21 protein-coding genes and 1 pseudogene are annotated in these 24452 nt (G+C 50.1%); 14 read left to right on the forward strand and 8 right to left on the reverse strand.

Features of this window, described 5'->3' with window-relative positions:
• Positions 1–142 precede the first annotated feature (142 nt).
• Together Q1A54_RS17070 and Q1A54_RS17075 are read left to right on the forward strand one after the other, a co-directional pair.
• Positions 143–994, forward strand: coding sequence for an HAEPLYID family protein (locus Q1A54_RS17070; protein ID WP_299990570.1), 852 nt, complete (start codon positions 143–145; stop codon positions 992–994).
• A gap of 385 nt (positions 995–1379) precedes the next feature.
• On the forward strand, positions 1380–4823 hold the full coding sequence (locus tag Q1A54_RS17075) for a pyruvate carboxylase (protein ID WP_299990572.1): 3444 nt from the start codon (positions 1380–1382) through the stop codon (positions 4821–4823).
• A gap of 193 nt (positions 4824–5016) precedes the next feature.
• Here Q1A54_RS17075 and Q1A54_RS17080 read toward each other — a convergent pair whose 3' ends face one another.
• Positions 5017–5349 carry a tetratricopeptide repeat protein gene (locus Q1A54_RS17080; RefSeq protein ID WP_196119725.1) on the reverse strand — a complete coding sequence of 111 codons (333 nt, stop codon included), beginning with the start codon at positions 5347–5349 and terminating at the stop codon, positions 5017–5019.
• Between the two features lie 67 nt (positions 5350–5416).
• Between Q1A54_RS17080 and Q1A54_RS17085 the strand changes: the two genes are divergently transcribed.
• The 4 genes from Q1A54_RS17085 to Q1A54_RS17100 all read left to right on the forward strand — a co-directional run bounded on the left by Q1A54_RS17085 (position 5417) and on the right by Q1A54_RS17100 (position 9170).
• Positions 5417–6157: an electron transfer flavoprotein subunit beta/FixA family protein gene (locus Q1A54_RS17085; RefSeq protein ID WP_299990574.1), complete on the forward strand. Its 741-nt coding sequence runs from the start codon at positions 5417–5419 to the stop codon at positions 6155–6157.
• Position 6158: 1 nt separating this feature from the next.
• Complete coding sequence (locus Q1A54_RS17090) at positions 6159–7139, forward strand: electron transfer flavoprotein subunit alpha/FixB family protein (RefSeq protein WP_196119721.1); 981 nt, start codon at positions 6159–6161, stop codon at positions 7137–7139.
• Between the two features lie 18 nt (positions 7140–7157).
• Positions 7158–7757, forward strand: coding sequence for a bifunctional nuclease family protein (locus tag Q1A54_RS17095; RefSeq protein ID WP_196119719.1), 600 nt, complete (start codon positions 7158–7160; stop codon positions 7755–7757).
• 102 nt (positions 7758–7859) lie between these two features.
• A complete protein-coding gene (locus tag Q1A54_RS17100; RefSeq protein WP_196119717.1) occupies positions 7860–9170 on the forward strand; it encodes a nucleoside transporter C-terminal domain-containing protein in 1311 nt (436 codons plus the stop codon).
• A 278-nt stretch (positions 9171–9448) separates the two neighbouring features.
• Here the strand turns inward: Q1A54_RS17100 and Q1A54_RS17105 are convergent.
• Both Q1A54_RS17105 and Q1A54_RS17110 read right to left on the reverse strand, forming a co-directional pair.
• Positions 9449–10192 (reverse strand): annotated as a pseudogene (locus tag Q1A54_RS17105) (ATP-binding cassette domain-containing protein); the annotation flags it as partial.
• Between the two features lie 73 nt (positions 10193–10265).
• Positions 10266–10997, reverse strand: coding sequence for an ABC transporter permease (locus tag Q1A54_RS17110; RefSeq protein WP_196119715.1), 732 nt, complete (start codon positions 10995–10997; stop codon positions 10266–10268).
• 116 nt (positions 10998–11113) lie between these two features.
• On the opposite strand from Q1A54_RS17110, the gene Q1A54_RS17115 reads away from it, so the two are divergent.
• The 7 genes from Q1A54_RS17115 to dnaN all read left to right on the forward strand — a co-directional run bounded on the left by Q1A54_RS17115 (position 11114) and on the right by dnaN (position 18281).
• Positions 11114–11821, forward strand: coding sequence for an SDR family oxidoreductase (locus Q1A54_RS17115; protein WP_299990578.1), 708 nt, complete (start codon positions 11114–11116; stop codon positions 11819–11821).
• A 60-nt stretch (positions 11822–11881) separates the two neighbouring features.
• Positions 11882–12595 (forward strand): hypothetical protein, encoded by a 714-nt coding sequence (locus Q1A54_RS17120; RefSeq protein WP_299990580.1) that lies wholly within the window; start codon positions 11882–11884, stop codon positions 12593–12595.
• 56 nt (positions 12596–12651) lie between these two features.
• On the forward strand, positions 12652–13356 hold the full coding sequence (locus Q1A54_RS17125; protein ID WP_196119709.1) for an SDR family oxidoreductase: 705 nt from the start codon (positions 12652–12654) through the stop codon (positions 13354–13356).
• A 124-nt stretch (positions 13357–13480) separates the two neighbouring features.
• Positions 13481–14392 carry a gliding motility-associated ABC transporter ATP-binding subunit GldA gene (gene gldA / locus Q1A54_RS17130; protein ID WP_299990582.1) on the forward strand — a complete coding sequence of 304 codons (912 nt, stop codon included), beginning with the start codon at positions 13481–13483 and terminating at the stop codon, positions 14390–14392.
• A 234-nt stretch (positions 14393–14626) separates the two neighbouring features.
• Complete coding sequence (gene gldF, locus Q1A54_RS17135; RefSeq protein WP_299990584.1) at positions 14627–15355, forward strand: gliding motility-associated ABC transporter permease subunit GldF; 729 nt, start codon at positions 14627–14629, stop codon at positions 15353–15355.
• Positions 15349–17049, forward strand: a complete 1701-nt coding sequence (gldG, locus tag Q1A54_RS17140; protein WP_299990586.1) for a gliding motility-associated ABC transporter substrate-binding protein GldG — start codon at positions 15349–15351, stop codon at positions 17047–17049. The genes gldF and gldG overlap by 7 nt, the downstream gene beginning before the upstream one ends.
• A 107-nt stretch (positions 17050–17156) precedes the next feature.
• Entirely contained in the window at positions 17157–18281 is a 1125-nt protein-coding gene (dnaN, locus tag Q1A54_RS17145; RefSeq protein ID WP_007654541.1) for a DNA polymerase III subunit beta, read from the forward strand.
• A gap of 86 nt (positions 18282–18367) precedes the next feature.
• Here the strand turns inward: dnaN and Q1A54_RS17150 are convergent, their stop codons facing one another.
• The gene (locus Q1A54_RS17150) at positions 18368–19402 is read right to left on the reverse strand and encodes an endonuclease/exonuclease/phosphatase family protein (protein WP_299990589.1); all 1035 of its coding nucleotides are present in this window, start codon (positions 19400–19402) and stop codon (positions 18368–18370) included.
• A gap of 77 nt (positions 19403–19479) precedes the next feature.
• Here Q1A54_RS17150 and gldC point away from each other — a divergent pair, with 77 nt between their 5' ends.
• The gene (gene gldC, locus Q1A54_RS17155; RefSeq protein WP_299990591.1) at positions 19480–19821 is read left to right on the forward strand and encodes a gliding motility protein GldC; all 342 of its coding nucleotides are present in this window, start codon (positions 19480–19482) and stop codon (positions 19819–19821) included.
• Between the two features lie 73 nt (positions 19822–19894).
• On the opposite strand, the gene Q1A54_RS17160 is transcribed toward gldC, so the two are convergent.
• The 4 genes from Q1A54_RS17160 to Q1A54_RS17175 all read right to left on the reverse strand — a co-directional run bounded on the left by Q1A54_RS17160 (position 19895) and on the right by Q1A54_RS17175 (position 24393).
• Positions 19895–20341, reverse strand: coding sequence for a hypothetical protein (locus tag Q1A54_RS17160; RefSeq protein ID WP_299990593.1), 447 nt, complete (start codon positions 20339–20341; stop codon positions 19895–19897).
• Between the two features lie 213 nt (positions 20342–20554).
• Positions 20555–21091, reverse strand: coding sequence for a dCTP deaminase (dcd, locus tag Q1A54_RS17165; RefSeq protein ID WP_007654526.1), 537 nt, complete (start codon positions 21089–21091; stop codon positions 20555–20557).
• 225 nt (positions 21092–21316) lie between these two features.
• Positions 21317–22615, reverse strand: a complete 1299-nt coding sequence (hemL, locus tag Q1A54_RS17170; RefSeq protein ID WP_299990595.1) for a glutamate-1-semialdehyde 2,1-aminomutase — start codon at positions 22613–22615, stop codon at positions 21317–21319.
• A 74-nt stretch (positions 22616–22689) separates the two neighbouring features.
• Entirely contained in the window at positions 22690–24393 is a 1704-nt protein-coding gene (locus Q1A54_RS17175; protein WP_299990597.1) for an ABC transporter substrate-binding protein, read from the reverse strand.
• Between the last annotated feature and the right edge of the window lie 59 nt (positions 24394–24452).

A 24452-nucleotide genomic window follows, 5' to 3' on the forward strand; every position in this document is an offset into this window, starting at 1 on the left:
GCGTGGCAAATATACACATACCTGTCAAAATCAGCCTGTCCCTTTACCTCAGATCAGCTGCTTTAATCTATTTCTAATCTATTTTTAATATGCCTTTAATAGAGCCACCATACTTTCGTCCTTATTTTGGTTTAAACCTTTTATGAAACGGACTTTACTTCTTTCAGCTTTTATTACCATACTTTCTTTTACAGCTTACGCCCAGGAAACAGCTATACCTGACACAAGCCAGCAGCAGGCTCCAAAGCCACTCAAACTGAACCACGCAGAGCCTCTGTACATTGACCTGATCCGGGATCTTGGCGCCCACAAAGGGGAAAAGGAGTGGAACATCGGTGCCGGCATGACCGACAACCTCGGCTACGACCGCTATGAATTTCTGGTGGAATACGAATGGGCACCGATCGACAGGCTGGGACTGGAGATTGAAGTACCGGTGTCGGTTTACACAACCAACAGCAAAGACCGTCGCCCGGAGGTGAACCGTCCCTCTGACCGCATCGAGTCGCTGAAGCTGGCGGCGCAGTATACCTTTCTGGTGAACAAGCGGTTTAATACGTCCATGGCCTTGGGTACCATCACTGAGTTCGAACTGAAGGAACTCAATCGCATCCGCCGGGATGATGTGTTTCAGGGATTTCTGTTTAACCCCTTTCTAGTGGCGGCCAAAAAGTGGGGCAGCAATTTTCACTCACTGATCTATACCGGTCCGCGGGTGTTCAATCACTTTGGCCACAGCGGGCTTGAAACCAGTTACGAAATCAACACCAGTGCACACTACATGATACCGAACAGCCGCAACTTTGTAGGCCTTGAGGTAAACAAGGAAATGCAGGGCGGACACATGGACATGGTGCTGCGTCCGCAGATGCGATTGGTGATCAACGAGGGCCTAATGATCGGTATTGTGACAGGTATACCGGTTACAAAAGAGCGGGAGCGCATGAGCACCTTTTTCCGACTGATTTACGAGCCGGGGCACAAAAAGCACTAAGGCCAGACAGGCATAGCAAGAGGTTTTCTAATCAGATTAAAGTTTAGGTTGTTGTTTATTTGGTAGCGTCACTGTTTAACGGTGGCGCTATTTTTTGCTATCTGCCTAACTGTAGGTATATTAGTGTTTTGTAATATGTTGCAGAGGCTGTAGTCAAGAAGGTATAAATAACGCTGTTTATCCTTCGAATTTGCAATATAACCTTATCCTGAAAAAGCCTGTATTAAGGGATGTTTTCAAAACGGCAGGTCGCTTCATTTCCAGTCTGCCATTCGTCTATACCTGATTATTATAGTGTTGCTTATACCTGTGGCGCATCGGTGTTTCCCTTTTCGCCCTTTATCCATAAAAATATAGTGCAGCTATACCTTACATCTCACCTTATATGAAAATCAAAAAAGTACTTGTCGCTAACCGCGGCGAAATTGCCATCCGTGTGCTCAGAGCCTGTACGGAGCTTAATATCCAGACGGTGGCCATTTATACCTATGAAGACCGCTACTCCCTGCACCGCTACAAAGCTGACGAGGCTTACCAGATCGGCAAAGACAACCAGCCGCTGCAGCCCTACCTCGACATCGACGGCATCATCGCCATCGCCAAAGAAAATGGAGTAGACGCCATTCACCCGGGCTACGGATTCCTTTCCGAAAACCAGCATTTCTCCCGCAAATGTGCTGAGAACGGTATCATCTTCATTGGTCCACGGCCGGAGGTGATGGGGGCACTGGGCGACAAGGTGTCGGCTAAGAAAGTGGCAGTGAGCTGCGATGTGCCGATCATCCAGAGCAATGACCTGGATCTGAACACCTATGACACCGCTTTGGAAGAGGCGCACCGCATCGGTTATCCGCTCATGCTCAAGGCTGCAGCCGGTGGCGGCGGTCGCGGTATGCGTGTGATCCGGGACGACGAGCAATTGGAGAAAGGCTTTTTTGAAGCGAAGAACGAAGCCCTGAAAGCCTTTGGCGACGATACGCTCTTCCTGGAGAAGTACGTGGAGAATCCGAAGCACATTGAGGTGCAGATCGTCGCCGATAACTTTGGCAACATCACCCATCTGTTCGAGCGCGACTGCTCGGTGCAGCGCCGCTTCCAGAAAGTGGTAGAAGTGGCCCCAGCTATCAGCCTGAGCGAAGAAACCCGCCACCAACTCTACGACTACGCCATCCGCATCTGCAAAGCCGTAAACTACAACAACGTGGGCACGGTGGAGTTTTTGGTGGAGCCGCATAACAATAACATCTACTTCATCGAAGTGAATCCGCGTATTCAGGTGGAGCACACCGTGACAGAAATGATCACCGGCATCGACCTGATCAAAACGCAGATCTTCATCGCCGACGGCTATACCCTGGATCACGAGGAAGTATTGCTTGGTCCGCAGCACACCGTGCGCGCAAACGGCGTGGCTATCCAGTGCCGCATCACGACCGAAGACCCAGAGAATGATTTCAAACCGGACTACGGCACCATCATCGCCTACCGCAGTGCCGGTGGCTTTGGCATTCGTTTGGACCAGGGCAGCGTGTACCAGGGTGCCAAGATCAGTCCGTTCTTCGATTCGCTTCTGGTAAAAGTATCTGCACAGGCACCGACCCTGCGCCACGCCGCCATGAAGATGTCGCGCACGCTGGATGAGTTCCGAATCCGTGGCGTGAAGCAGAACATTCAATTCCTGCAGAACATCATCAATCACCCAACCTTCATCTCCGGTGACGCGACCGTGGATTTTGTGAAGAATCACTCAGAGCTCTTTGTGTTCCGCAAGAGCAAGGACCGCGCAACCAAACTCCTCAGTTTCCTGGCTGATGTGATCGTAAACGGTCACCCGGACGTAAAAAAACCAGATCCGGACAAAGTGCTTTCCAAACCGGATTTCACGGGTTTCAACCTGAATAAAAACTACGAGCGCGGCACGAAGGACCTCCTGACAGAGATTGGGCCCGAGGAGTTCTCGAGGTGGCTGCGCAACGACAAGCAGATCCACTATACCGACACCACTTTCCGCGATGCGCACCAGTCGCTGTTGGCGACCCGTATGCGCTCTTTTGATATGCTCAAGATAGCTGAAGCCTATGCCAAGGATCATCCGCAGACTTTCAGCATGGAAGTATGGGGCGGCGCCACGTTTGACGTGTGCCTGCGCTTCCTGCACGAGGATCCGTGGCGCCGATTGGCTGAGATCCGGGAGGCTGTGCCGAACATTTTGCTCCAGATGCTGATCCGCGGTTCGAACGGGGTAGGGTATAAGGCCTATCCGGACAACCTGATCGAGTCGTTCGTGGAGAAGTCGTGGGAGACGGGCGTGGACATTTTCAGAATCTTCGACTCGCTCAACTGGATGAAGAGCATGGAGCCCTGCATCGACTTCGTGCGAAAGCGCACAGGCGGTCTGGCGGAGGGTACACTTTGCTATACCGGCGATATTCTCAATCCGAAGAAAACCAAGTATAATTTAGAGTACTACCTGCAACTGGGCAGACAACTCGAAGAAGCTGGGGCACACATTCTGGCTATCAAAGACATGGCTGGTTTGCTCAAGCCATACGCCGCCCAGGTGCTGGTAGAGGCGCTGCGTGACACCGTGAAACTGCCAATCCACTTGCATACACACGACACATCAGGTATACAGTCAGCCACGTACCTCAAAGCCATAGAAGCAGGTGTGGATGTGGTGGACGTGGCTTTGGGTTCTATGTCTGGCCTTACCTCGCAGCCGAACTTTAACTCGATGGTGGAGGCCATGCGTTTTCAGGAGCGGCACCGAGAGTTCGACCAGAAGAGCCTCAACCGCCACTCCAACTACTGGGAAACGGTGCGGGAGTACTATTATCCTTTTGAGTCTGGCTTGAAAGCAGGAACGGCCGAGGTATACCACCACGAAATTCCGGGCGGACAGTATTCTAACCTGCGTCCGCAGGCCAATGCGCTGGGCTTGGGTGATAAGTGGGAACTGATCAAAGAGACCTATGCGGAAGTGAACCAGTTGTTTGGGGATCTGGTGAAGGTAACGCCAAGTTCCAAAGTAGTAGGCGACATGGCGCTATACCTGGTGTCAAACGGCCTGACGACAGTGGATGTGCTGGAGCGTGGCGAGCAGATTTCCTTCCCGGAATCAGTGCAGTCACTGTTTCGCGGTGATCTGGGCCAGCCGGTGGGCGGTTTCCCGAAAAAGCTGCAGTCTATTGTCCTGAAAGACGAGCAGCCATACGACGGGCGTCCGAACGAGCACCTTGCGCCGATCAATCTGGATCAGGAATTCAGGGAGTTTCAGGAGAAGTTTGGGGAGCATACCAAGTATACCGACTTCCTCTCGTACCAGCTTTATCCCAAGGTATACGAGGCCTATCACAAACACTTAGAGCAGTACGGCAACGTTTCCAAGATCCCGACGCGCCTTTTCTTCTACGGCATGCAGCCGGGCGAAGAGGCCATTATCGACATTGCCCGCGGCAAGTCCATCGTGATCAAATACCAGTCGCTGGGCCATGTGGACGAGGACGGTATGCGCACGGTGTTCTTCAAGCTCAACGGCCAGACGCGAAACATCGAAGTGCGTGACAAGTCCGTGAAAGTGGAGCGGGTACAGCACCAGAAAGTAGACAAAGGTAATCCGAAGCACATCGGGGCACCGCTGCAGGGGCTGCTTTCAAAGATTCTGGTGGAGAAAGACCAAGAGGTGAAGAAAAACACGCCGCTGTTTGTGATCGAGGCTATGAAGATGGAAACGACCATCACAGCTTCAGAAGCCACCAAGATTGCCGATCTGCATTTGCCGGAAGGCTCTTTGGTGAACACCGACGATCTGGTGGTTAGTTTATCGTAGCCATCCAAAGTATAAACAGGAAAAGCCACCAAACCTGCAAAGGCGGTGGCTTTTCTTTTTGCTATCGTAAACCTTCGGGCGCTATATCTAGTACGCTACAGAAGCCATTAGAAAACATTTCGGCATAAAAGCCTGATTTATACTTGCAGATATGCTGCATGCATACTATTTTTGATCTGTAGCGCAAAAGGTGCTACTCGTCTTCGTAGTCAAGGCCTGCAAACTTGTTATACGCCTGTTGCAACTCGGCAAATGCGTGCATGTTGCCTTCCTGACGGCTGATCAGCATTCCTTTTTTGTAGGTTTGCTCGGCTTTTTCAGGTTGTCCAAGCTCAGCGTATAAGCTGGCCGCATGGTAGTAAGTGCCTACGTAGCGCTCGTGCTCAGACAGCAGTTTCTCGTAAAACTCCATCGCTTTTTGCGGTTCGGATCCACGTAACTCTGTCGCTATTGCATAGATCGTGAATGGATCGTTCGGGTCTTCTTCGTAGAATTTGAAGAGCTGTTCTAATCTATTTTGAGACATTTCTATTTGGCTATATTTTAACTAACTTCGCACAAATCTAATTTTAAATAAGCTAACATTTCTAATCATGAAAATATTAGTTTGCATCAGTAACGTTCCGGATACTACATCCAAGATCAACTTTACTGGAGATAACAAAGAGTTCGACAAGAACGGGGTACAGTACGTGATCAACCCTTGGGATGAGTACGCCCTGACCCGCGCCATTGAGCTGAAAGAGGCCAAAGGCGGCAGCGTAACCGTGCTGAACGTGGGCGAAGCCGACGCTGAGCCGAACATTCGCAAGGCACTAGCCATTGGCGCCGACGACGCCATCCGCGTGAACGCACACCCGAAAGACGCTTTCTTCGTGGCGCAGCAGATTACTGCCGTGGCCAAAGAGGGAGGTTATGATATGATCCTGATGGGCAAGGAGTCCATCGACTACAACGGCTTCCAGGTACACAACATGGTAGGCGAGATGATGGGCATTCCGTCTGTTACGCCAGCCTTCAAACTGGACATGGTAGACGATAGCACGGCACGTCTGGAGCGTGAGATCGAAGGTGGTAAAGAAGTGGTGGAGGTAAAACTGCCTTTCGTAGCCAGCGCTCAACAGCCGATGTGCGAGCCCCGCATCCCAAACATGCGCGGTATCATGACAGCCCGCACCAAACCACTCAAAGTGGTGGAAGCAGCAGGTGGTGAAGCCAAGTCGGAGTACGTGAACTACAGCAAGCCCGAGAAAAAGAGCGGCGTGAAGCTGATTGAACCGGAGAATGCCGGCGAATTGATTAAACTATTGAGAAACGAAGCTAAAGTACTGTAATATGTCTGTATTAGTATTTGTAGAAGGTCTGAACGGAGAGATCAAGAAGTCCTCACTCGAGGCAGCATCCTACGGCAGCCAGGTAGCGCAGGCCATGGGCACAACCGCTACAGCGGTAGCCATTGGTGAAGTACACGAAGAGGCGCTGGCCAAACTGGGCGAGCAGGGCATCAGCAAGGTGTTGTACGACGCCGATGACCGCCTGAAGCAGTTTGTAGCTGACGCTTACGTAAAAGTGATCGCGACAGCGGCCCAGCAGGAAAGCGCCAAAGTACTGGTGTTCTCCAACTCTAACATTGGCGCGGCGGTAGGCTCTAAGCTGGCTGTTCGACTGAACGGCTCACTGGCTACCAACGTAACTGAACTTCCGAAGATTGACGGTGGCAACTTCACGGTGACACGCGGTGTGTTCTCAGGCAAGGCGTTTGCGGACGTAAACCTGACATCTGATGTGAAGATCATCGCCGTTAAGAAAAACAGCACCGACATTATCAGCAACGGAGGCTCAACTGCTACAGTAGAGAAGCTTTCAGCTGACCTGGCGGAGTCTGATTTTGCTGCCGCTCCAAAGGAGACAGTGATGCAGGACACAGGCGGTGGCGTGTTGCTGCCGGAAGCTGAGATCGTCGTGTCTGGTGGTCGTGGTATGAAAGGCCCTGAGAACTGGCACCTGATCGAGGAACTTGCTAAAGAACTGGGTGCTGCAACCGCTTGCTCCAAGCCTGTTTCTGATATCGGCTGGCGCCCTCACCATGAGCACGTTGGCCAGACGGGTATCACTGTAAGCCCTAACCTGTACATCGCTGCGGGCATCTCTGGTGCCATTCAGCACCTGGCAGGGGTTAACTCTTCTAAAGTGATTGTCGTTATTAATAAGGATCCGGAAGCGCCGTTCTTCAAAGCCGCTGATTATGGCATAGTTGGCGATGCGCTCGAGGTACTTCCTAAATTAATAGAAGCTGCAAAAGCTTTAGACAAATAGAACAAGAAGAGCTTAATTGTGAAAAAAATACAGCTAGAGATACTCGGGCTCTCCTCCAGCCAGTCACAGACGGGATCGTTTGCACTGGTGCTGGGAGAGCGTGATGGAAACCGCAGGCTGCCGATCATCATCGGTATGTTTGAGGCGCAGTCCATCGCTATACAGATAGAGAAAATCAACCCAAACCGTCCGCTCACGCACGATCTGTTCAAGACCTTTGCCGAGCAGATGAGCGTGAACATCACCGAGATCCTGATCTCAGACCTGAAAGAGGGCGTGTTCTATTCCAAGATCATGTGCACTGATGGCGAGAAGGAGTTTGAATTGGATGCGCGTCCGTCCGACGCCATTGCGATCGGTTTGCGGTTCGGGGTGCCTATCTACACGGTGGAAAGTGTGCTGTCAGAAGCTGGCATTATTTTGAGCGATCTGGAAGAGGAAGAGGACGAAAACGAAGAAATGACTGTAAAGAGCAGCTCTTCATCGACTCCGAGTGCCAAGGAGCCGCTCAACCAGACGTCGGTTGATGACTTGAACAAGATGCTCAACGAGGCCCTCGAAAAAGAGGACTACGAGCGTGCCGCTAAGATCCGTGACGAGTTGAACAAGCGAAACTAGCATAACATACGCTATACTTTAAAAGTCCTGTGCCTATATGGCACAGGACTTTTTGTTTTAACAGATATTCGGCTTACTTTTGGCCAAATTTTGTCCCACAGCATGTTCGATATTTTCAGAGGGCTTCTTGGCCTCCTAGCCATTATTGCCATTGCCTTTGCGTTCTCTAAAAGCCGTAAAAATATAGATTGGAGACTCGTCGGCTACGGCGTTTGCCTCCAGATTCTGTTTGGCGTATTGGTTACCCAAGTACCCGTCGTGGCAAAAGGCTTTGCCTACGTGAGTGAAGGCTTCGTAACCTTTCTGGATTTCTCGCAAGCGGGCGCGCAGTTTCTTTTCGGTAATCTGGCAGACCCATCCAAGAATAGCGGACTCGGCTTTATTTTCGCCTTCTCGGTTCTTCCAACCATCATTTTCTTTTCCACGGTATCAGCTGGCCTGTACTACCTCGGTGTGCTCCAGAAGATCGTGTACGGCATCGCCTGGGTGATGTCGAAGGTGATGCGCCTGTCAGGTCCTGAGAGCCTTTCTGCCGCTGGCAACATCTTTTTAGGACAGACAGAGGCACCATTGCTTGTTCGTCCGTTTATCGCCCGCATGACGCGCTCCGAACTGATGTGCCTGATGACAGGCGGTATGGCGACGCTGGCCGGTGGTGTACTGGCGGCTTACGTTTCTTTCCTCGGCGGAACTGATCCGGCGCAGAAAGCCATCTTTGCGGCACACCTCCTCACGGCCTCTATCATGAACGCGCCTGCAGGTATAGTACTCGCCAAAATCCTGGTGCCTGAAACAGAGCACGAAGAAATCACGAACAAGCTCGAAGTAAACGAAGAGCAGCTGGGTGTGAACCTGATCGACGCCCTCTCAAGAGGAGCTGGGGACGGTCTGAGACTAGCCGCTAACGTTGGTGGTATGTTGCTTGCTTTCATTGCCGTTATCGCTTTGGTTAACTACATCCTGACAGACATGATCGGTGTTTGGACCGGACTGAATGAAATGGTAGTAGCCAGCACAAACGGTCAGTTCAACGGCTTCTCGCTGCAATATATTCTGGGTCAGATCTTCCGGGTGTTCGCTTTCATCATGGGTGTGCCATGGGCCGATACCTTACAGGTGGGCAGCTTGCTCGGACAGAAAACCGCCATCAACGAATTTGTAGCTTACCTCGACCTGGCTAACATGAAAGAAGCGGGTACATTGGGTCCAAAAGCCTTGGTGATGGCAACTTATGCCCTGGCTGGCTTCTCTAACTTCAGCTCCATTGCCATTCAGATCGGTGGTATTGGCAGCATGGCTCCCAATCAGCAGGGGCAGCTTTCCAAACTTGGCTTCATCGCCTTGCTTGGTGCCTCCCTGGCCTGTATGATGACCGCTACTGTGGCAGGTATGCTGTTTGGACTAGACTTCTAAAATAGAAACTATATCTACAAAAAAGGCTCCCGCTATACCTAAGCGGGAGCCTTTTTTATGGTTGTACAGGTATAGCTATACCTTGCTTATACCGGTATCTGAGTTTATACCTTGTCGTTTCCGGTTTGGGTAGTAGCGGCAGGACCATCGGGGTTTTCAGGCTGCGGCTCGTCCCGTGTATCCACTGTTTCTTCAGAAGGAGTCTTCTCTTTGCCCTGTGAAGCCACCTGACCATTGTGCCGGCGTTCTTCCTCCTCTTCGCGCTCTTCGTCTTCTACCTTCTTGGCATCGCGCATCAGTCGGTTAGCAAAGATGAACTCGTTGAGCTCATGAATGTCTGTGTCCATGATCTCGTCGCGGGTGCCCTCCCAGAGCTTTTTGCCTTCGTAGAGAAACATGATCTTATCACCGATCTCTATTACAGAGTTCATGTCGTGTGTTACGATAATGGTGGTGATATTATACTCCTCGGTGATTTCCTTGATCAGTTCATCGATCTTCATGGCAGTTTGCGGATCGAGGCCAGAGTTAGGCTCGTCACAAAACAGGTAGGTACAGTGTGGTGCAATGGCGCGGGCTATACCTACACGCTTTTTCATACCACCGCTTATCTCCGAGGGCATTTTCTTATTAGCACCCTCCAATCCCACACGTTTCAGACAGAAATTTACCCGGTCCATACGCTCCTCCTTGTTCATGTCGGTCAGCATCTTAAGCGGAAACTCCACATTCTGCTCTACCGTCATGGAGTCGAACAGGGCAGACCCCTGGAAGAGCATACCGATCTTGCGGCGGATCTCCTGGCGGATGTCAAGTTTGTTGTTGGTAAAGTAGGTCCCGTCGAAGGTCACGCTCCCAAGGTCTGGCTTAATCAGGCCCACGATGCACTTAAGCAGCACGCTTTTGCCGGTACCACTGGCACCAAGCAGCAGATTGGTTTTGCCCGTCTCAAAGACGCCGCTCACACCGTCTAGCACTTTCTTGCCGTCAAAAGCTTTGTGTATGTTGTGTATTTCAATCATGATGATTCTTGTATTCGGGAGCTAAAGGCAAAGACGCGAAGAACTCCTGTAAATTTTTTAATGGCCAGCAACCCTACAGTAAGATGTATGCCAGCACAAAGTCTCCAATCAGGATGGCAATCACACTGTTCGTTACGGCAGCCGTACTGGCTGCCCCAACTTCCAGGGCTCCGCCTGAGGTATAGTAACCGCGGAAAGAGGAGATGGACGAAATCAGAAAAGCAAACACCACTGACTTGATCAGCGCAAATGTGATGTTATAAGGGATAAACTGGTCGCGTATACCTGTAATGTACTCCTGAGGCGTTAGCTCACCTGAAAGCGTTCCGGCTAAGTAGCCTCCCAGTATGGAAAGGAACATGGCCAGAATCACCAGCATGGGGAAAACTAGGATAGCCGCTACTACCTTCGGTAGAACAAGATAAGAGGCTGAGTTGATACCCATTACTTCCAGGGCATCTACCTGCTCGGTGATCTGCATGGTGCCCAGACCGCCAGCGATGCTGGAGCCAACTTTACCAGCCAGTACAATAGAGGTAATAGTAGGAGCCAATTCCAGAATTGTCATTTCGCGCACCATGAAACCGATGGTGGAACGTGGGATGAACGCATTGTTGAGATTGTAGGCAACCTGCACGCAGGTAACCGCACCGATAAAGGTGGAAACGATGGCAACGATGAATATAGAGTTGATGCCGATCAAAATAGCCTCGTCGACGGTGCGGCCGAACAGAATCTTGGCGGATTCTTTACGGGTGAAGAGGCTTTGCATGAACAGCAGGTATTTCCCAAAGGATTGTAGCATACAGGCGTTACGTGTTAAACAAGGTATTAAACGTGTTTCTAAACAAAAATACTGTTTAAATGCCTATATTACGGTTAAATTTTGAAAACGTATTATCTAATATCTATATAGAGCACATGCAGCAGTATATTTTGGTGACAGGTGGCACAAAAGGCATTGGCAGGGCCGTAATCGAACAATTTGCAAAAGAAGGATTTCATATTATTACTTGTTCAAGAAACGAGAAAGACCTGAAAAAGCTGAAACTGGAAATTGAGGAGCGCTATACCTTTTCCAAAGTGTTCTACCAGGAGGCTGATCTGAGCGACATGGGCTCACTCAAAAACTTCATCTCCTATGTAAAAGGCCTTGAGGTCAAGATCGAGGTGATTGTCAACAACAGTGGGCTGTTTATACCTGGCAAAGTGCACGAAGAGGACGATGCGGCGCTTCCGATGATGATCAACACGAACCTTTACAGCGCCTACTACATCACCAAGGCTTTTGTGCTGGATATGAAAAAGCGCAGAAGCGGGCATGTCTTCAATATGTGCTCCACAGCCAGCATCACACCCTACACCAATGGTGGCTCTTACTGTATTTCTAAATACGCCTTGCTCGGGATGTCAAAAGTATTGCGTGAGGAGATGAAAGAGCACGGCGTGCGTGTAACGGCCATTCTGCCCGGTGCAACTTTAACTGCCAGCTGGGAAGGCGTGGACCTGCCGCCAGAGCGCTTTATGAGAGCTGAAGATGTGGCCATGGCCATTTATGGTGCCTATACCATGTCACCCAACAGTGTAGTGGAGGAGATTCTGATCAGACCACAGTTAGGCGATATTTAGCACAGGAGAGTGAAGTGGGTATGCAGGGTTGATTTGAATCAGAAACAAGCTTATACCTATATGAAAAAAGTATACCTGCTTTTGCTTGCGCTAGGTAGCGCCACCCTGTCGTTCGGGCAGAAAATGGAGTACAGTGTGCACCTTAATTCCGGACTCTCCAGGTTTGGTGGCGAGTCAGCTGGCAGCACAACTTCAATGGTTATAAATGATACCTGGGGCAGTTCTCCAATGGTGATCAACCCTTATGGCAGCAGGTATAATTTGGCCCTCGGAGCCAGCCTGCAGGCACAATACGTCGCTTCGAATGGCTTTTTGCTTGGCACACAGGCAGGTTACGAGCAGTTGCGCACACGGGCTAAGATCGATAGAGCCCATGGCTACTGGTCACACAGCTCTTCTATGAACCATCCGGCAGACGGAGAAGCTGTCATCATAGCCGATTATATCAATCTGCAGCCCTACATAGGCTGGCGGGTAAAGCAAAGCCCGGTTGATCTGGACCTGACCCTGGGTACTGACATCGCATTTAATCAGCAAATGAAAGAGCGATCGGAAGCGACATTGGAGGACGGAACCGAATTCAAAATAAGAAGAGACCGTAGCGAGTCGATCACGGACTTCAGACCGCGATTGGGTGTAACTGGTTATCATGGGCACTTTGGCCTCTCTTTGAGCTATGCGCATGGCATCAAAAATTACAAGGCTAATATGGATGGCGCCAACATGAAGCTATATACCCGTACATTCCGTTTGGGACTACTGTATCGGCTCTAGCAGGAGTAAGGCAGGGATAGAACAAATAATTGATACTACATCGAAAAAATAACACTATGAAACTGGAAAATAAGATAGCCGTGGTAACCGGCGTGAGCAGAGGTATAGGACTGGCAGCCGTGCATGCGCTGCTGGAGCAGGGTGCGAAGGTTGCAGGCTGGGGCAGAACAAACCCGGAGGTGCAGCACGAGCGCTTTGAGTTTGTAGAATGCGATGTACGCCGCGCCGACTCGGTGCAAATGGCCTATAAGCATACCGTAGAGCATTTTGGAGGCCAGATCAGTGTGCTGGTGAACAACGCCGGCCTGGGTCGCTCGTCTACGCTGGAAGACCAGGACCTGGACGAATGGCACCTGATGTTCGACACGAACGTGCACGGTCTCTTCTATTGCTCCCGTCTGGTGGTGCCGGGTATGAAAGAAATGGGAGAGGGGCACATCATCAATATCTCATCCATTGCAGGCACGACAGGTATAGAGCAGATGTCAGCTTACTGCGCCACCAAGCATGCGGTGCGTGGCATATCGCATTCGCTTTACAAAGAGGTGCGGGACTATGGCGTAAAGGTTACCTGCATCTACCCTGGTTCGGTGCAAACCAATTTCTTCGACAACATCGATAGCGTGACGGTGAATGATAACATGATGCGCCCGGAGGATATCGCCTCTACCATCATACATTGCCTGGAGTCGCACGCCAACTACCACCACGTAGATATTGAGGTGCGTCCGCTGATGCCGAAAGGCCGGAAACAGGTATAGCCATAATGTGGAACAGCTTTTGTAGCTTTGCAAACCCTAATTAATGAATAATTAATAATGGTGAATGAATAATGAAAGGCAATGCTGATGCGTCATTATTCATTATTCATTAATCATTACAAACATGTCAGTTGAAGTAAAAAATCTTACCAAGCTATTCGGGTCGCAGCGGGCTGTCGATGATATTTCATTTTCGGTCTCACAGGGCCAGATACTGGGCTTTCTGGGGCCAAACGGTGCCGGTAAGTCCACTACCATGAAGATTGCTACCTGCTACCTGCCACCAAGTGCGGGTACCGTGCTGGTGGCCGGCTATGACGTGTTGCAGGACCCCATTGCAGTGCGCCGCCATGTAGGTTATCTGCCGGAGCACAACCCCCTATACCTGGACATGTATGTGCACGAGTACCTGCAGTTCGTAGCTTCGGTATATGGCCTGATGGGCCGCAGGTCGAAGGAGCGGGTGCAGGAGATGGTGGAACTATGTGGGCTCACCCTGGAGCAGGGCAAGAAGATCGGAGCTCTCTCTAAAGGCTACCGACAGCGAGTTGGTTTGGCGCAGGCGCTGGTGCACGATCCGCAGGTACTTATTCTGGACGAACCCACTACCGGCCTTGATCCGAACCAGATTGTGGAGATACGGTCACTTATCAAACGCATCGGGCAGGACAAAACCGTAATCTTCTCGACCCACATTATGCAGGAAGTAACCGCTATTTGCGACCGCGTTATAATCATCAACAGGGGTAAACTGGTAGCGGACAGTGATGTGGCTAGTCTGCAGGCTGGTTCCCGCAATGAAAAAACAACCCTGGTGGAGTTTGAGCAACCTATACCTGTGGAGGCCTTGGAGCAGGTGCCAGGTGTACTGAGCGTGACATTGGCTGAGGGTACAACCTACCGCATAGTTTCACGCAAGGATACCGATATCCGCGCTACCCTTTTCCGGGTGGCTGCCGAGCGCAACTGGCCGCTGGTAGGGCTGCGCCACGAGGAGAACTCCCTTGAAAAGATTTTCCAACAACTAACGAAATAATGATTAATGAATAGTGAATAATGGTTAGAGAATTAATTCAATTTAGGAGATCTATAATCAGGCACAAGGCATGAGTTGTTCATAACTAGTTTTGCATATTATGATTCATTAAACATCAGACCTTCGATACCAGATTGCTTAATAATTCTTATCCATGCAGCTTTAGCGATTACACTTTCACCTTAATTCATACACCACTAATCATTAATAATTCGTCATTAGTCATTAATATTAATGCTCGCTATACTTAAAAAAGAATTTAACGGCTTCCTGAACACCCTGATCGCCTATATCGTGATCACGGTATTCCTGGTGGCCATCGGCATGTTCATGTGGGTGTTCCCCGAGAGCAACGTGCTCGACTATGGTTTTGCCGATATGCAGACGCTGTTCAACATGGCGCCTTGGCTGTTCCTGTTCCTGATCCCGGCTATCACCATGCGTACTTTTGCCGAGGAAAAGCGGGAAGGCACGATTGAACTGCTGCTGACAAAACCCATCTCAGATCTGCAATTGATCCTGGGCAAATACTTTGCGGCGCTGCTGCTGGCGCTGTTTGCACTTATCCCTACTTTGATCTACTACTACACCGTGTATGAACTCGGCAACCCGCAGGGTAACGTAGATTCCGCTGCAGTGGTGGGCTCATACCTGGGTCTCGTGTTTCTGGCGGGTGTATTTGCAGCGATCGGCGTATTTGCTTCTTCTGTCTCGGACAACCAGATCATCTCTTTCGTGATCGCAATTTTCCTGTGCTACATCATTTATGCTGGCTTTGAACTGATCGCCTCTATACCTGTCTGGGGCGGATACGGCTACTTTATTAGCCAGTTGGGTATAGAATATCACTACACGGCCATCAGCAAAGGGCTGATCGACTCGCGTGACGTGCTGTACTTCCTGAGTGTGATTGCCATCATGATTCTTTCCACCAAACTTGTATTGAGCAGCAGAAAATGGTAACTGAGCAGGCAACGACACATAAGAGCAAGCGCAGCCGCGACCTGACCCGCTTTCTGATCGCTTTAGCAGCTATTGTGCTGCTCAACATATTAGCGGCCAACTTCTTTTTCAGGCTCGACCTGACGGAAGATAAGCGTTACACTATCTCACCTGTCACCAAGCAGATGTTGGCAGAGTTACCGGAGCAGGTGTTTGTAGAGGTATACCTGGAGGGGGAATTCCCGGCCGGATTCAAACGGCTGCAGCAGTCAGTGCGGGAGACGCTGGACGAGTTCCGCATCTACTCAGGCGGCAACGTGCGGTATGAGTTCATTGACCCAAATGATATTTCTGACGAGAAGCAGCGGGTGGAGTTCTTTCAGAAACTGGCGCAGGCAGGTATACAGCCGACTAATCTTCGCGCCAACGAAGGCGGCAAACAGGTAGAGCGCCTGGTATTTCCGGGAGCGCGTGTAATGTACAAAGGCAAAGAAACTGGCATAATGCTCCTGAAGGGTAACCTGGCCGCTTCCCCGGACGAACGCCTGAACCAATCAGTGGAGGGAGTGGAGTACGAACTGGCTACGGCGATTCGTAAAATGGCCTTCCAGGGCGGCAAAACCATCGGTTACATCAGCGGACAGGGGCAGTTGGAAACACAAAATGTAACCGATTTGCTGGGCTCTCTGCAGGAGTTCTACCGCGTAGCCCGCGGCGAACTGCGCGACATACCTACACTGCAAGGCCTGGACCTGATCATCATCGCCAAACCAACCGAGCCTTTCAGCGAAGCCGATAAGTATAAGATCGACCAGTTCATCATGAACGGGGGGAAGGCGGTGTTCTTTGTAGATGCCCTCAATGCCAACATGGATAGCGTAGGGGCAGGCGGTATGTTCGCCATGCCTTATAACCTCAACCTCGATGACCTGTTCTTCCGTTACGGTGTGCGCCTGAACCCGACCATGATCATGGATCTGAATTCCGGTTTTATACCTATCGTGACAGGCTATACCGGAGAGCGACCACAGACGGAGATGATCAACTGGCGTTTCTATCCGCTGATCAACACCTTTGCCAAGCACCCGATTACCCGCAACATCGACGCGGTCTATTCCAAGTTCATCGGCACGATGGACACGGTACGGGCTGATGGTATACGCAAAACACCACTGGCCTTTACCTCTGTTTATTCCCGCGTGATGCAGGCGCCGGTGCCACTTACACTGGAAGAAGCCCGTATGGATGTAAAACCGGAGCAGTACCAGGCGGGACCTCAGCCTGTAGGGTATTTGCTGGAAGGTGCCTTTACATCGCTCTTCCGTAACAGGAGAGCGCCGGAGGGGGCTGCTGATCAACAGGTGAAAGAGACGGGCGTACCGACCAAAATAGCAGTTTTCTCGGATGGTGACCTGGTGCGCAACGATGTGAATCCACGTACGGGGCAGGCTTACGAGCTGGGTTTTGACCGGTATAACAATGTGACATTCGCGAACCGTGAGTTGGCCATGAATACGATCCACTACCTGCTCGACTCTGAAGGGCTGATCAACGTACGAAGTAAGGAAATACAGTTAAGGCCGCTGGACAGGGTGCGCGTGAAGGAAGAGCGTACCTACTGGCAACTACTCAACATCGTGGCACCGATCGTGCTGCTGGCCCTGTTTGGGGTGCTGCGCTACTACCTGCGCAAGCGTCGCTACGAGCGCTTCTGATTTTTTTGCCCTGTATGTAAAGAAATTGTGAAAAAGCGGGGCCATGGCAGGTAGCATAAATGCGAAAAATTTTTAACTTTGTCCAAATAACATTATAGCTATACATAATGAAATTTATCGTCTCTTCCTCTGCTCTTTTGAAGCAGTTAGCCAGCATAAACGGTGTGGTAACCAACAACCCGGTGGTTCCTATCCTCGAGAACTTCCTGTTCGAGATCAACGACAGCACCCTCACCATCACAGCCAGTGACCTGGAAACTTCCATGATCACCGAACTGCAGGTAGAGGCGAAGGAGAGTGGCCGCATTGCTGCCCCTGCCAAGATCCTGATCGAGACGCTGAAGAACCTGCCAGACCAGCCGGTGACTTTCACGATCGACGAAGAGACCTATACCATCGAGATCAGCTCTGCAAACGGACGCTACAAGCTTTCCGGGGAGAACGCAACCGACTTCCCGCGTGTACCAGTGGTGAAAGGTGGCAGTGCCATCGAAATCCCTTCAAACGTGCTGGCCCGTGCCATTAACAAGACCATCTTTGCGGTTAGTAACGACGAACTTCGTCCAGCCATGACGGGCATCTACGTGCAGCTGCGTCCTGATAATGTAACGTTCGTAGCAACAGACGGTCACCGCCTGCTGCGTTTCCGTCGTACCGACATCGCTACCAGCCAGGAAGCTTCCCTGATCATCCCACGCAAGGCTTTCACGCTGCTGAAGTCTACATTGCCATCTGAGGCGACTGCCGTGCGTATGGAGTTCAACCAGTCCAACGCTTTCTTCAGCTTCGACAATATCCGCATGATCTGCCGTCTGATTGACGAGCGTTACCCGGATTACGAGAACGTTATACCTGTACAGAACCCGAATAAACTGGTGATCGACCGTTCTGCTTTGTTGAGCTCTGTGCGTCGTATCTCCATTTACTCAAATAAAACAACGCACCAGATTCGTCTGAAACTGTCTGGTTCTGAGCTGCAGGTTTCTGCCGAAGACCTGGATTTCTCAAACGAAGCAAACGAGCGTCTGACTTGCCAGTATGACGGTGAGGACATGGAAATTGGCTTCAACGCGAAGTTTTTGATCGAAATGCTCAACAACATCGACGCCGACGAAATCTCGTTTGAACTGTCTACACCGAACCGTGCCGGTCTGTTGATGCCGCTTGCAAATGAAGATAATGAAAATGTTCTGATGCTGGTGATGCCTGTAATGCTGAACAATTACGTATAAGAAGATAATTTCTCCTAATGCAGAAAGGCGGACCGTTATGGTTCGCCTTTCTTGTTTTTAGAGCATCGCCTATTTAAGTGTATAGCCTACTTTTGCAGCTTGATGTATACCGGGAAGTGGTCGCTATACCCGCCGATGTATAATGTGCCTGACCAAGTCTGGCGGGGCGTATCCTTATACCTGCCGAAGGTGAACTTGGCAAACTCCGGATCATGGATGAAGGCAGAGCCGTGAGCGTAGTGCAGACCACCTCTGGTATTCAGAAGCGACTTGGAAACCAGGATCTGATCACGCATTTTGTTGTCGTTGCGGGTGTGGAAACTGCCGCGGCCCTGCACGTACCACAAATAAAAGGTGTTGAACAGCTCTTCGTTGTAGGACGGATCAGGGCGTCCTGTCGCTCTAAGCACCTTTTCCATGTTAGCAGACTTCGGTTCATCCGTAAAATCACCCAGCACGATTATTTTGGCATCCCTGTCCGTTTTCTGTTGTGCATCCAACTGCCGTCTGAGCTCTGCTGCTGCGTCTCTTCTGCGGGCGGTGCCGAGTGTCGAACTGCCACGGTCTTCCGGCCAGTGTGTTACATAAACCGTTACAGGCTCTCCTGCCAGCGTACCTTTTACCTGCAGTATGCCCCGCGAGCTGAAGCCCTTTTCGGAAAACTGAATAGGTAGGTTTGTATGCGCCGTTGGCTTGAAAACTCTGGGATTGTAGAGCAGGGCCACATCCAGTCCCTCTGGGTCGGGGGAGTCGTAATGAATGATATTGTAGCGGCGTTTGCGAAGAGGAGAGGAGCCAACCAGGTCCTCTAACACCTGACGGTTTTCTACTTCGCTGACACCTAGCAGGTCAGCACCGTTTTTGCCCCCAATGGACTCAATGACTTTCGCAATATTGCGAATTTTGGTCTTATACCTGTCCTCATCCCATTGCATGATGCCGTCAGGCGTGAAGCCGTCATCATCAGTTTTGGGGTCATTCTTAGTATCGTAGAGTTTCTCCGTGTTATAAAAAGCGACAGTATAGAGTTTCGTTTTTTTGGTAGAGGAGGTTAAGCTGGCACACCCTGAAAGGATGGTCAGGCTAAAAAGAAAGAAGAAGGTTTTTATTCCGTAGCGCATCGCGTAACTTTGTACTTGGTTTGAGTATTCAAGCATAGTACGAGATATATATAGCACAAAGTTTAACAGAAACGAAAATGAAGAAGTCAGAAATATACTTTAGCATCGCGCTGGACGAGCAGCGTGTACCAGAAGCCATCAGCTGGAGAGCCACCGACGCAGGTGAGAAAATCCATTTTGCGAAGGCTATCAACATTTCCCTGTGGGACCGTGATGAAGCTGGCACCATGAAAATTGATTTGTGGACAAAGGACATGCCTATTGATGAAATGAAGTATTTCTACATCGATACCATTGGTGCTATGGCCCAGAGCATCGCTACGGCTACCAGCGACAAAGTAATGGCCGACAAAATGCGTGCTCTTTGCGAGGACTTGATGAAGCACGTAGATGAGGAACGTAAGAAGGAAAGTAACTAGACTAGCCCTTGTCCTATAAACAATGAAAGCCACCCTTAAAGGTGGCTTTTATGCTTTTATTTAATATGTCGAATTAGTTTACGTTTGAGGCAGTCGTGTTTTCAGTAGCCTTTTCATTCGTAGCCAGGTTCTGAGAACCTTGCTCGTTCAGGTTTGCCATAAACTCACGGTCTACTTTAGAGTATACTTTACGGTCACCGAAGTAATCGTTATACTGCACAGTGCTCAGGATGTCTTCAAACTCCAGGTCACGGGAGGCCAGTACTGCTTTGCACTTCTCTGTGATCAGTTGCTCGTTACCTTCGTGCTTCTGCTCGATCTCAGTGATCTGGGCAGCTACGTCCAGGTTAATCTCTCTAATCTTATTGGCCTGGTAGTTATTCAAACGAAGCTCACGAATCATCTGGTCAGTGAGGTGGTTGGCACGCTTCTCAGCAATCACTGTTACATTATTACCTGTAGCAAATGCGCCGTATACGGTTCCGAATACCATCAATGTTATTACCAGTAGCTTTTTCATAATCTTAGTGTTTTTGGTGTTTTCAATGCTTTTCATTCTCTCCTGAGGCATTGTAGTTTTAAAACGCAGGCTACCGTGAAATGATTCCGGCATTTAAAAATTTTCCTGCTTGCCTTTCAGTGTCGAATACGTGTAATATAGTGCAGGAATTATGCCAAAAAAGGTCAAATAAGCTAATATTTGACCTTTTTTTAATATTTTTTTAGAGGCAAATTACCATTCGTTGCGCCACATCATCGATTCGACAGGCTTGGTAGTGCGGTTGTTATACTTGGCATTGTCTTTACTATTATAATAGTTTTCAATGCCGCCTTTTACTTCAAAGTAAATCAATTGACCGATCGGCATGCCGTGATACACACGCACCTGCTGCGTCACCGAAATTTCCAGAGTCCATGTATTGCAGAAGCCTACATCGCCTTTACCTGCCGTCGCATGGATGTCGATGCCAAGGCGACCTACGCTTGACTTGCCTTCCAGAAAAGGAACGTGTGCATGTGTTTCGGTATACTCCAGAGTTACGCCCAGGTATAGCGTATTAGGCTGCAGGACAAATCCCTCCTCCGGGATTTCAAAGACATCAATCTGGTTGTGCTGACGGGCGTCGAGTACTTCGTCGCGGTAAGTGGCCAGGTAGCGGCCCAGGTGTACGTCGTAAGAGTTGGTACCAAGGCTGGAGCGTCTGAACGGCTCAATTAAAATAGTGCCTTTCTCAACCTCTTCTAAAATCTGCTTATCTGTAAGAATCATGGGGTGCAATGTTATGACCGTAAAAGTAAGCAAAATGGGCGAATTGTTGATTGTGTATTAGCTGAATAGTTAAATGGCTGATTAATTTAAAGGCTAACGGGAGGGGGATAGAAGTGCTGACGTTAGGAGCCATGCCTGCCTGCATAAAGTGGTCTGGCTATACCTTCAATAATAACGGCAGCCCTGGTATGGGCTGCCGTTTCTTTCTTTATTCTAAGGTATAGGTTACTGTTGTACCGCTTCCTGAAGCGCTTCCCGGTTTGCCTGCAGGTACTCTTGTACCAACTCATCAGTGATGGCAGTGGATACGAACAACGACTCATATTGGGATGGAGCCAGGTATACGCCGCGCTGCAGCATGCTATTGAAATAGCGACCAAACATGGCTGTATCGGATGACTTAGCACTTTCAAAATCGGTAACAGGCTGCTCTGTGAAGAAGATGCTGAACATAGAGCCTACATGGTTGATGGTGAAGTTCATTCCCAGTTCCTGCATGTTCTGCTTCATGCCACTTACCATGTTGGAGGTAGTGCGCTCCAATGTCGTATATACCTCCGGGTGGCTCTGCAGGTACTGTAGCATGGCCATACCTGCCGACATCGCAATTGGGTTACCGGAGAGCGTACCCGCTTGGTACACCGGGCCGGCTGGCGCTACAAAGTTCATGATCTCTTTCTTACCACCGTATGCACCCACTGGCATGCCGCCACCGATGATCTTGCCCAACGTAGTCATATCTGGCGTAACGCCAAACAACTGCTGCGCTCCACCTGGTGACAGACGGAAACCAGTCATTACTTCATCAAATATCAACACGATGCCTTCTTTGGTGCAGAGGTCACGCAGGCCTTGCAGGAAACCTGCCTGAGGTAGCACTAAGCCCATGTTACCAGCTACTGGCTCTAATATGATAGCTGCTACCTGATCTTTGTTAGCCTCTACCAGTGTCTTCACAGCCTCCAGGTCATTGAAAGGAGCCGTAAGCGTATCAGCCGCCACTCCCTTCGTGACACCTGGGCTATCTGGTACGCCAAGGGTGATGGCGCCACTACCAGCAGCGATCAAGAAAGAGTCGCCGTGGCCATGGTAGCAGCCTTCGAATTTGATCATTTTGTTGCGGCCGGTATAGCCTCTGGCCACACGCACTGCCGACATGGTAGCTTCGGTGCCGGAGTTTACCATGCGTACTTTCTCGATTGAAGGTACCATGTCCACGATCAGCTCCGCGATTTCAATTTCTTTGCGGGTTGGCGCTCCAAAAGAAAGCGAATTAGGTATAGCCTGCTGCACAGCTTCCTGCACAATTTCAGCAGCATGCCCCAAAATCATAGGCCCCCAGGAGTTGATGAGCTCGATGTAGCGGTTGCCGTCCTCGTCGAACATATAAGGACCTTTGGCCGATACCATAAAACGTGGATTTCCGCCCACAGCTCTAAAGGCTCGTACAGGAGAGTTTACCCCACCTGGTATGGAGTGCTGTGCACGCTGGAAAAGTTCTTCGCTGATTGGTGCTATTTTCATAATTCTGGTTTCTTTGAATTTAAAAGCAATGATATGGGCAAGGTGCTATACCCTAATAGGTAATGCCTAAAGCATTAAAAGATCGGATTTACGACAGTTAGTTGCAGGTTTTCCAATTTGGTAATTGGGATATACTGGTTGTCGCGGCGCACTTCATTAAGAGCTGCACGATCGGTATAGCCTATACCTTTGTAAAAAACACCCGGGCGGAGTCCCTCTGAGCCAAGCGCCAGGTTAAAACGAGGGCCGTAATTTTGGAGCAGTGTTCCGAAATAATACATCATTTCAAAACCGGCATAAGCATACTGTGAGGGTGGCATGTTATACCTGGCCGCATACCTCTTACGGAAGTGACGAGCTGCGGAACTCATCTGGTCGATGTATTTCGGATTTACAAAATAGATCTCCAGATCATCTAACTGGCGCAGAGTCAGCTGCCCAATACCCAGCCACTTTTCAAATGTTACGAGAGGCAGCGTGGCTGCTCTGGACTGCAAGGTGCTAACTGTGTTTGCTGCAGCCGTCATCTGATCTGAGAAAACAGCCAGGTGACCAACATTCTCCAGTTTCAGGTCTTTGAAAACAGTGGCGGTGGCAGAGCTCTGTGCAGAGTTTATTTTTTTATAAGCTGCTACTTTGCCTCCTAATTTCAGGAATTGCTCGCGGTAATGCTGGCTAAACGCGACATCATCTTTGTTGTCTTCATACAGGATGACAGCCGTTTTAGGCTCAAAAGTATGGTAAGCATAGGTAGCAGCCTGTCGTGCCTGCGTCGCTACAGAAGACTCAAACAAAAAAATGTTGGCATTATCGGCAGCTACTTCCAGGTCCTGGGTAAGCGGGTTGACTACATTCACATTATTCTGTGAAGCAAAACGAGCCGCAATCTTGGCTGATGACCTGTAAACTGGGCCGATAACCAGATCCATGCTTTTGAGCTCCGAAGTTTCCAGGATTCGCTTTACAGCAGTTGTGTCGGTGCCTGCATCGTAAGCATACAGGTTGATGTTGATGCCCTGGCGCTTTAGGGAGTCCTGCGCCATCTTCATGCCCGCAAAGAGGTCGGTGGCAAATTGATTCTTACGTGCTGCCTGTCCCAGGTCCTGGTCCAGCTGAAAAGGCATCAGAGCTGCTACATTATAAGCCTGCTTGCGCATGGCATTGGCACTCAGGTAGCGGTTGCGGTCCAGGCGGTGCTTCGAAACAATGCTTTCCAGCGTAGTTCTGTCCTCAGGACGATACCAACCAGCCAGTAACTTGTCAGCATAGGTCTGTGCGACAGCTTTATCATCCGGATAGCGCTGCAGTAGTTGCTCGAAAGTTTCGCGGTCGGTAATGCGCATCAGGTAGTGACGCTTCAGGTTTTCGGCATCAGCTTGCAGTTTAGCGGAACGCAAGCTATTCAACTCTGCCAGCGCCTGCTCGTGCTCACCCTGCTCAAACAGCACATTGGCCAGTAGGTAACTTGCTTCAGGTTGATTAGGCCAATTGGAATGCTGGCCCTGTAGCTGCTGTAGCATACGTCGGGCTTCCGGCAGTTTGTTTGCCTTGAGTGCCGCTACGGCATACAGGTAAGAAGCTTCGGGAGCATATTGATTTTTGGGACCAGCCTGCGTGATCGGTAGCAGCTCGGCCATGACCTTATCGTAGCGCTCTTGCTCTATCAGTACCTTGCCATTGCTATAGGTCGTGCTATAATCCTGCTGGGCCTGTGCCGGTAGCGCAAGCGCAGCCATTAGCAGCACACCCGCTGCATGCTTCAATAAGCTTCTCTTCATCTTGTTTATTTTTGATTGAGCGAGGTTTTAAATGAGTGAATGAGTGATTTAGCGAATAA

The organism is uncultured Pontibacter sp., from assembly GCF_947502515.1.
In the GTDB taxonomy this organism is placed as follows: Bacteria; Bacteroidota; Bacteroidia; order Cytophagales; family Hymenobacteraceae; genus Pontibacter.

Coding starts and splice junctions, on each gene's coding strand:
- dcd (WP_007654526.1), bottom strand. CDS start 21,091: ATGATTCTTACAGATAAGCAGATTTTAGAAGAGGTTGAGAAAGGCACT.
- Q1A54_RS17175 (WP_299990597.1), bottom strand. CDS start 24,393: ATGAAGAGAAGCTTATTGAAGCATGCAGCGGGTGTGCTGCTAATGGCT.
- Q1A54_RS17125 (WP_196119709.1), top strand. CDS start 12,652: ATGAAACTGGAAAATAAGATAGCCGTGGTAACCGGCGTGAGCAGAGGT.
- gldC (WP_299990591.1), top strand. CDS start 19,480: ATGAAGAAGTCAGAAATATACTTTAGCATCGCGCTGGACGAGCAGCGT.
- dnaN (WP_007654541.1), top strand. CDS start 17,157: ATGAAATTTATCGTCTCTTCCTCTGCTCTTTTGAAGCAGTTAGCCAGC.
- Q1A54_RS17085 (WP_299990574.1), top strand. CDS start 5,417: ATGAAAATATTAGTTTGCATCAGTAACGTTCCGGATACTACATCCAAG.
- Q1A54_RS17075 (WP_299990572.1), top strand. CDS start 1,380: ATGAAAATCAAAAAAGTACTTGTCGCTAACCGCGGCGAAATTGCCATC.
- Q1A54_RS17115 (WP_299990578.1), top strand. CDS start 11,114: ATGCAGCAGTATATTTTGGTGACAGGTGGCACAAAAGGCATTGGCAGG.
- hemL (WP_299990595.1), bottom strand. CDS start 22,615: ATGAAAATAGCACCAATCAGCGAAGAACTTTTCCAGCGTGCACAGCAC.
- Q1A54_RS17110 (WP_196119715.1), bottom strand. CDS start 10,997: ATGCTACAATCCTTTGGGAAATACCTGCTGTTCATGCAAAGCCTCTTC.
- Q1A54_RS17080 (WP_196119725.1), bottom strand. CDS start 5,349: ATGTCTCAAAATAGATTAGAACAGCTCTTCAAATTCTACGAAGAAGAC.
- gldG (WP_299990586.1), top strand. CDS start 15,349: ATGGTAACTGAGCAGGCAACGACACATAAGAGCAAGCGCAGCCGCGAC.
- gldF (WP_299990584.1), top strand. CDS start 14,627: ATGCTCGCTATACTTAAAAAAGAATTTAACGGCTTCCTGAACACCCTG.
- Q1A54_RS17120 (WP_299990580.1), top strand. CDS start 11,882: ATGAAAAAAGTATACCTGCTTTTGCTTGCGCTAGGTAGCGCCACCCTG.
- Q1A54_RS17150 (WP_299990589.1), bottom strand. CDS start 19,402: ATGCGCTACGGAATAAAAACCTTCTTCTTTCTTTTTAGCCTGACCATC.
- Q1A54_RS17070 (WP_299990570.1), top strand. CDS start 143: ATGAAACGGACTTTACTTCTTTCAGCTTTTATTACCATACTTTCTTTT.
- Q1A54_RS17100 (WP_196119717.1), top strand. CDS start 7,860: ATGTTCGATATTTTCAGAGGGCTTCTTGGCCTCCTAGCCATTATTGCC.
- Q1A54_RS17160 (WP_299990593.1), bottom strand. CDS start 20,341: ATGAAAAAGCTACTGGTAATAACATTGATGGTATTCGGAACCGTATAC.
- gldA (WP_299990582.1), top strand. CDS start 13,481: ATGTCAGTTGAAGTAAAAAATCTTACCAAGCTATTCGGGTCGCAGCGG.
- Q1A54_RS17090 (WP_196119721.1), top strand. CDS start 6,159: ATGTCTGTATTAGTATTTGTAGAAGGTCTGAACGGAGAGATCAAGAAG.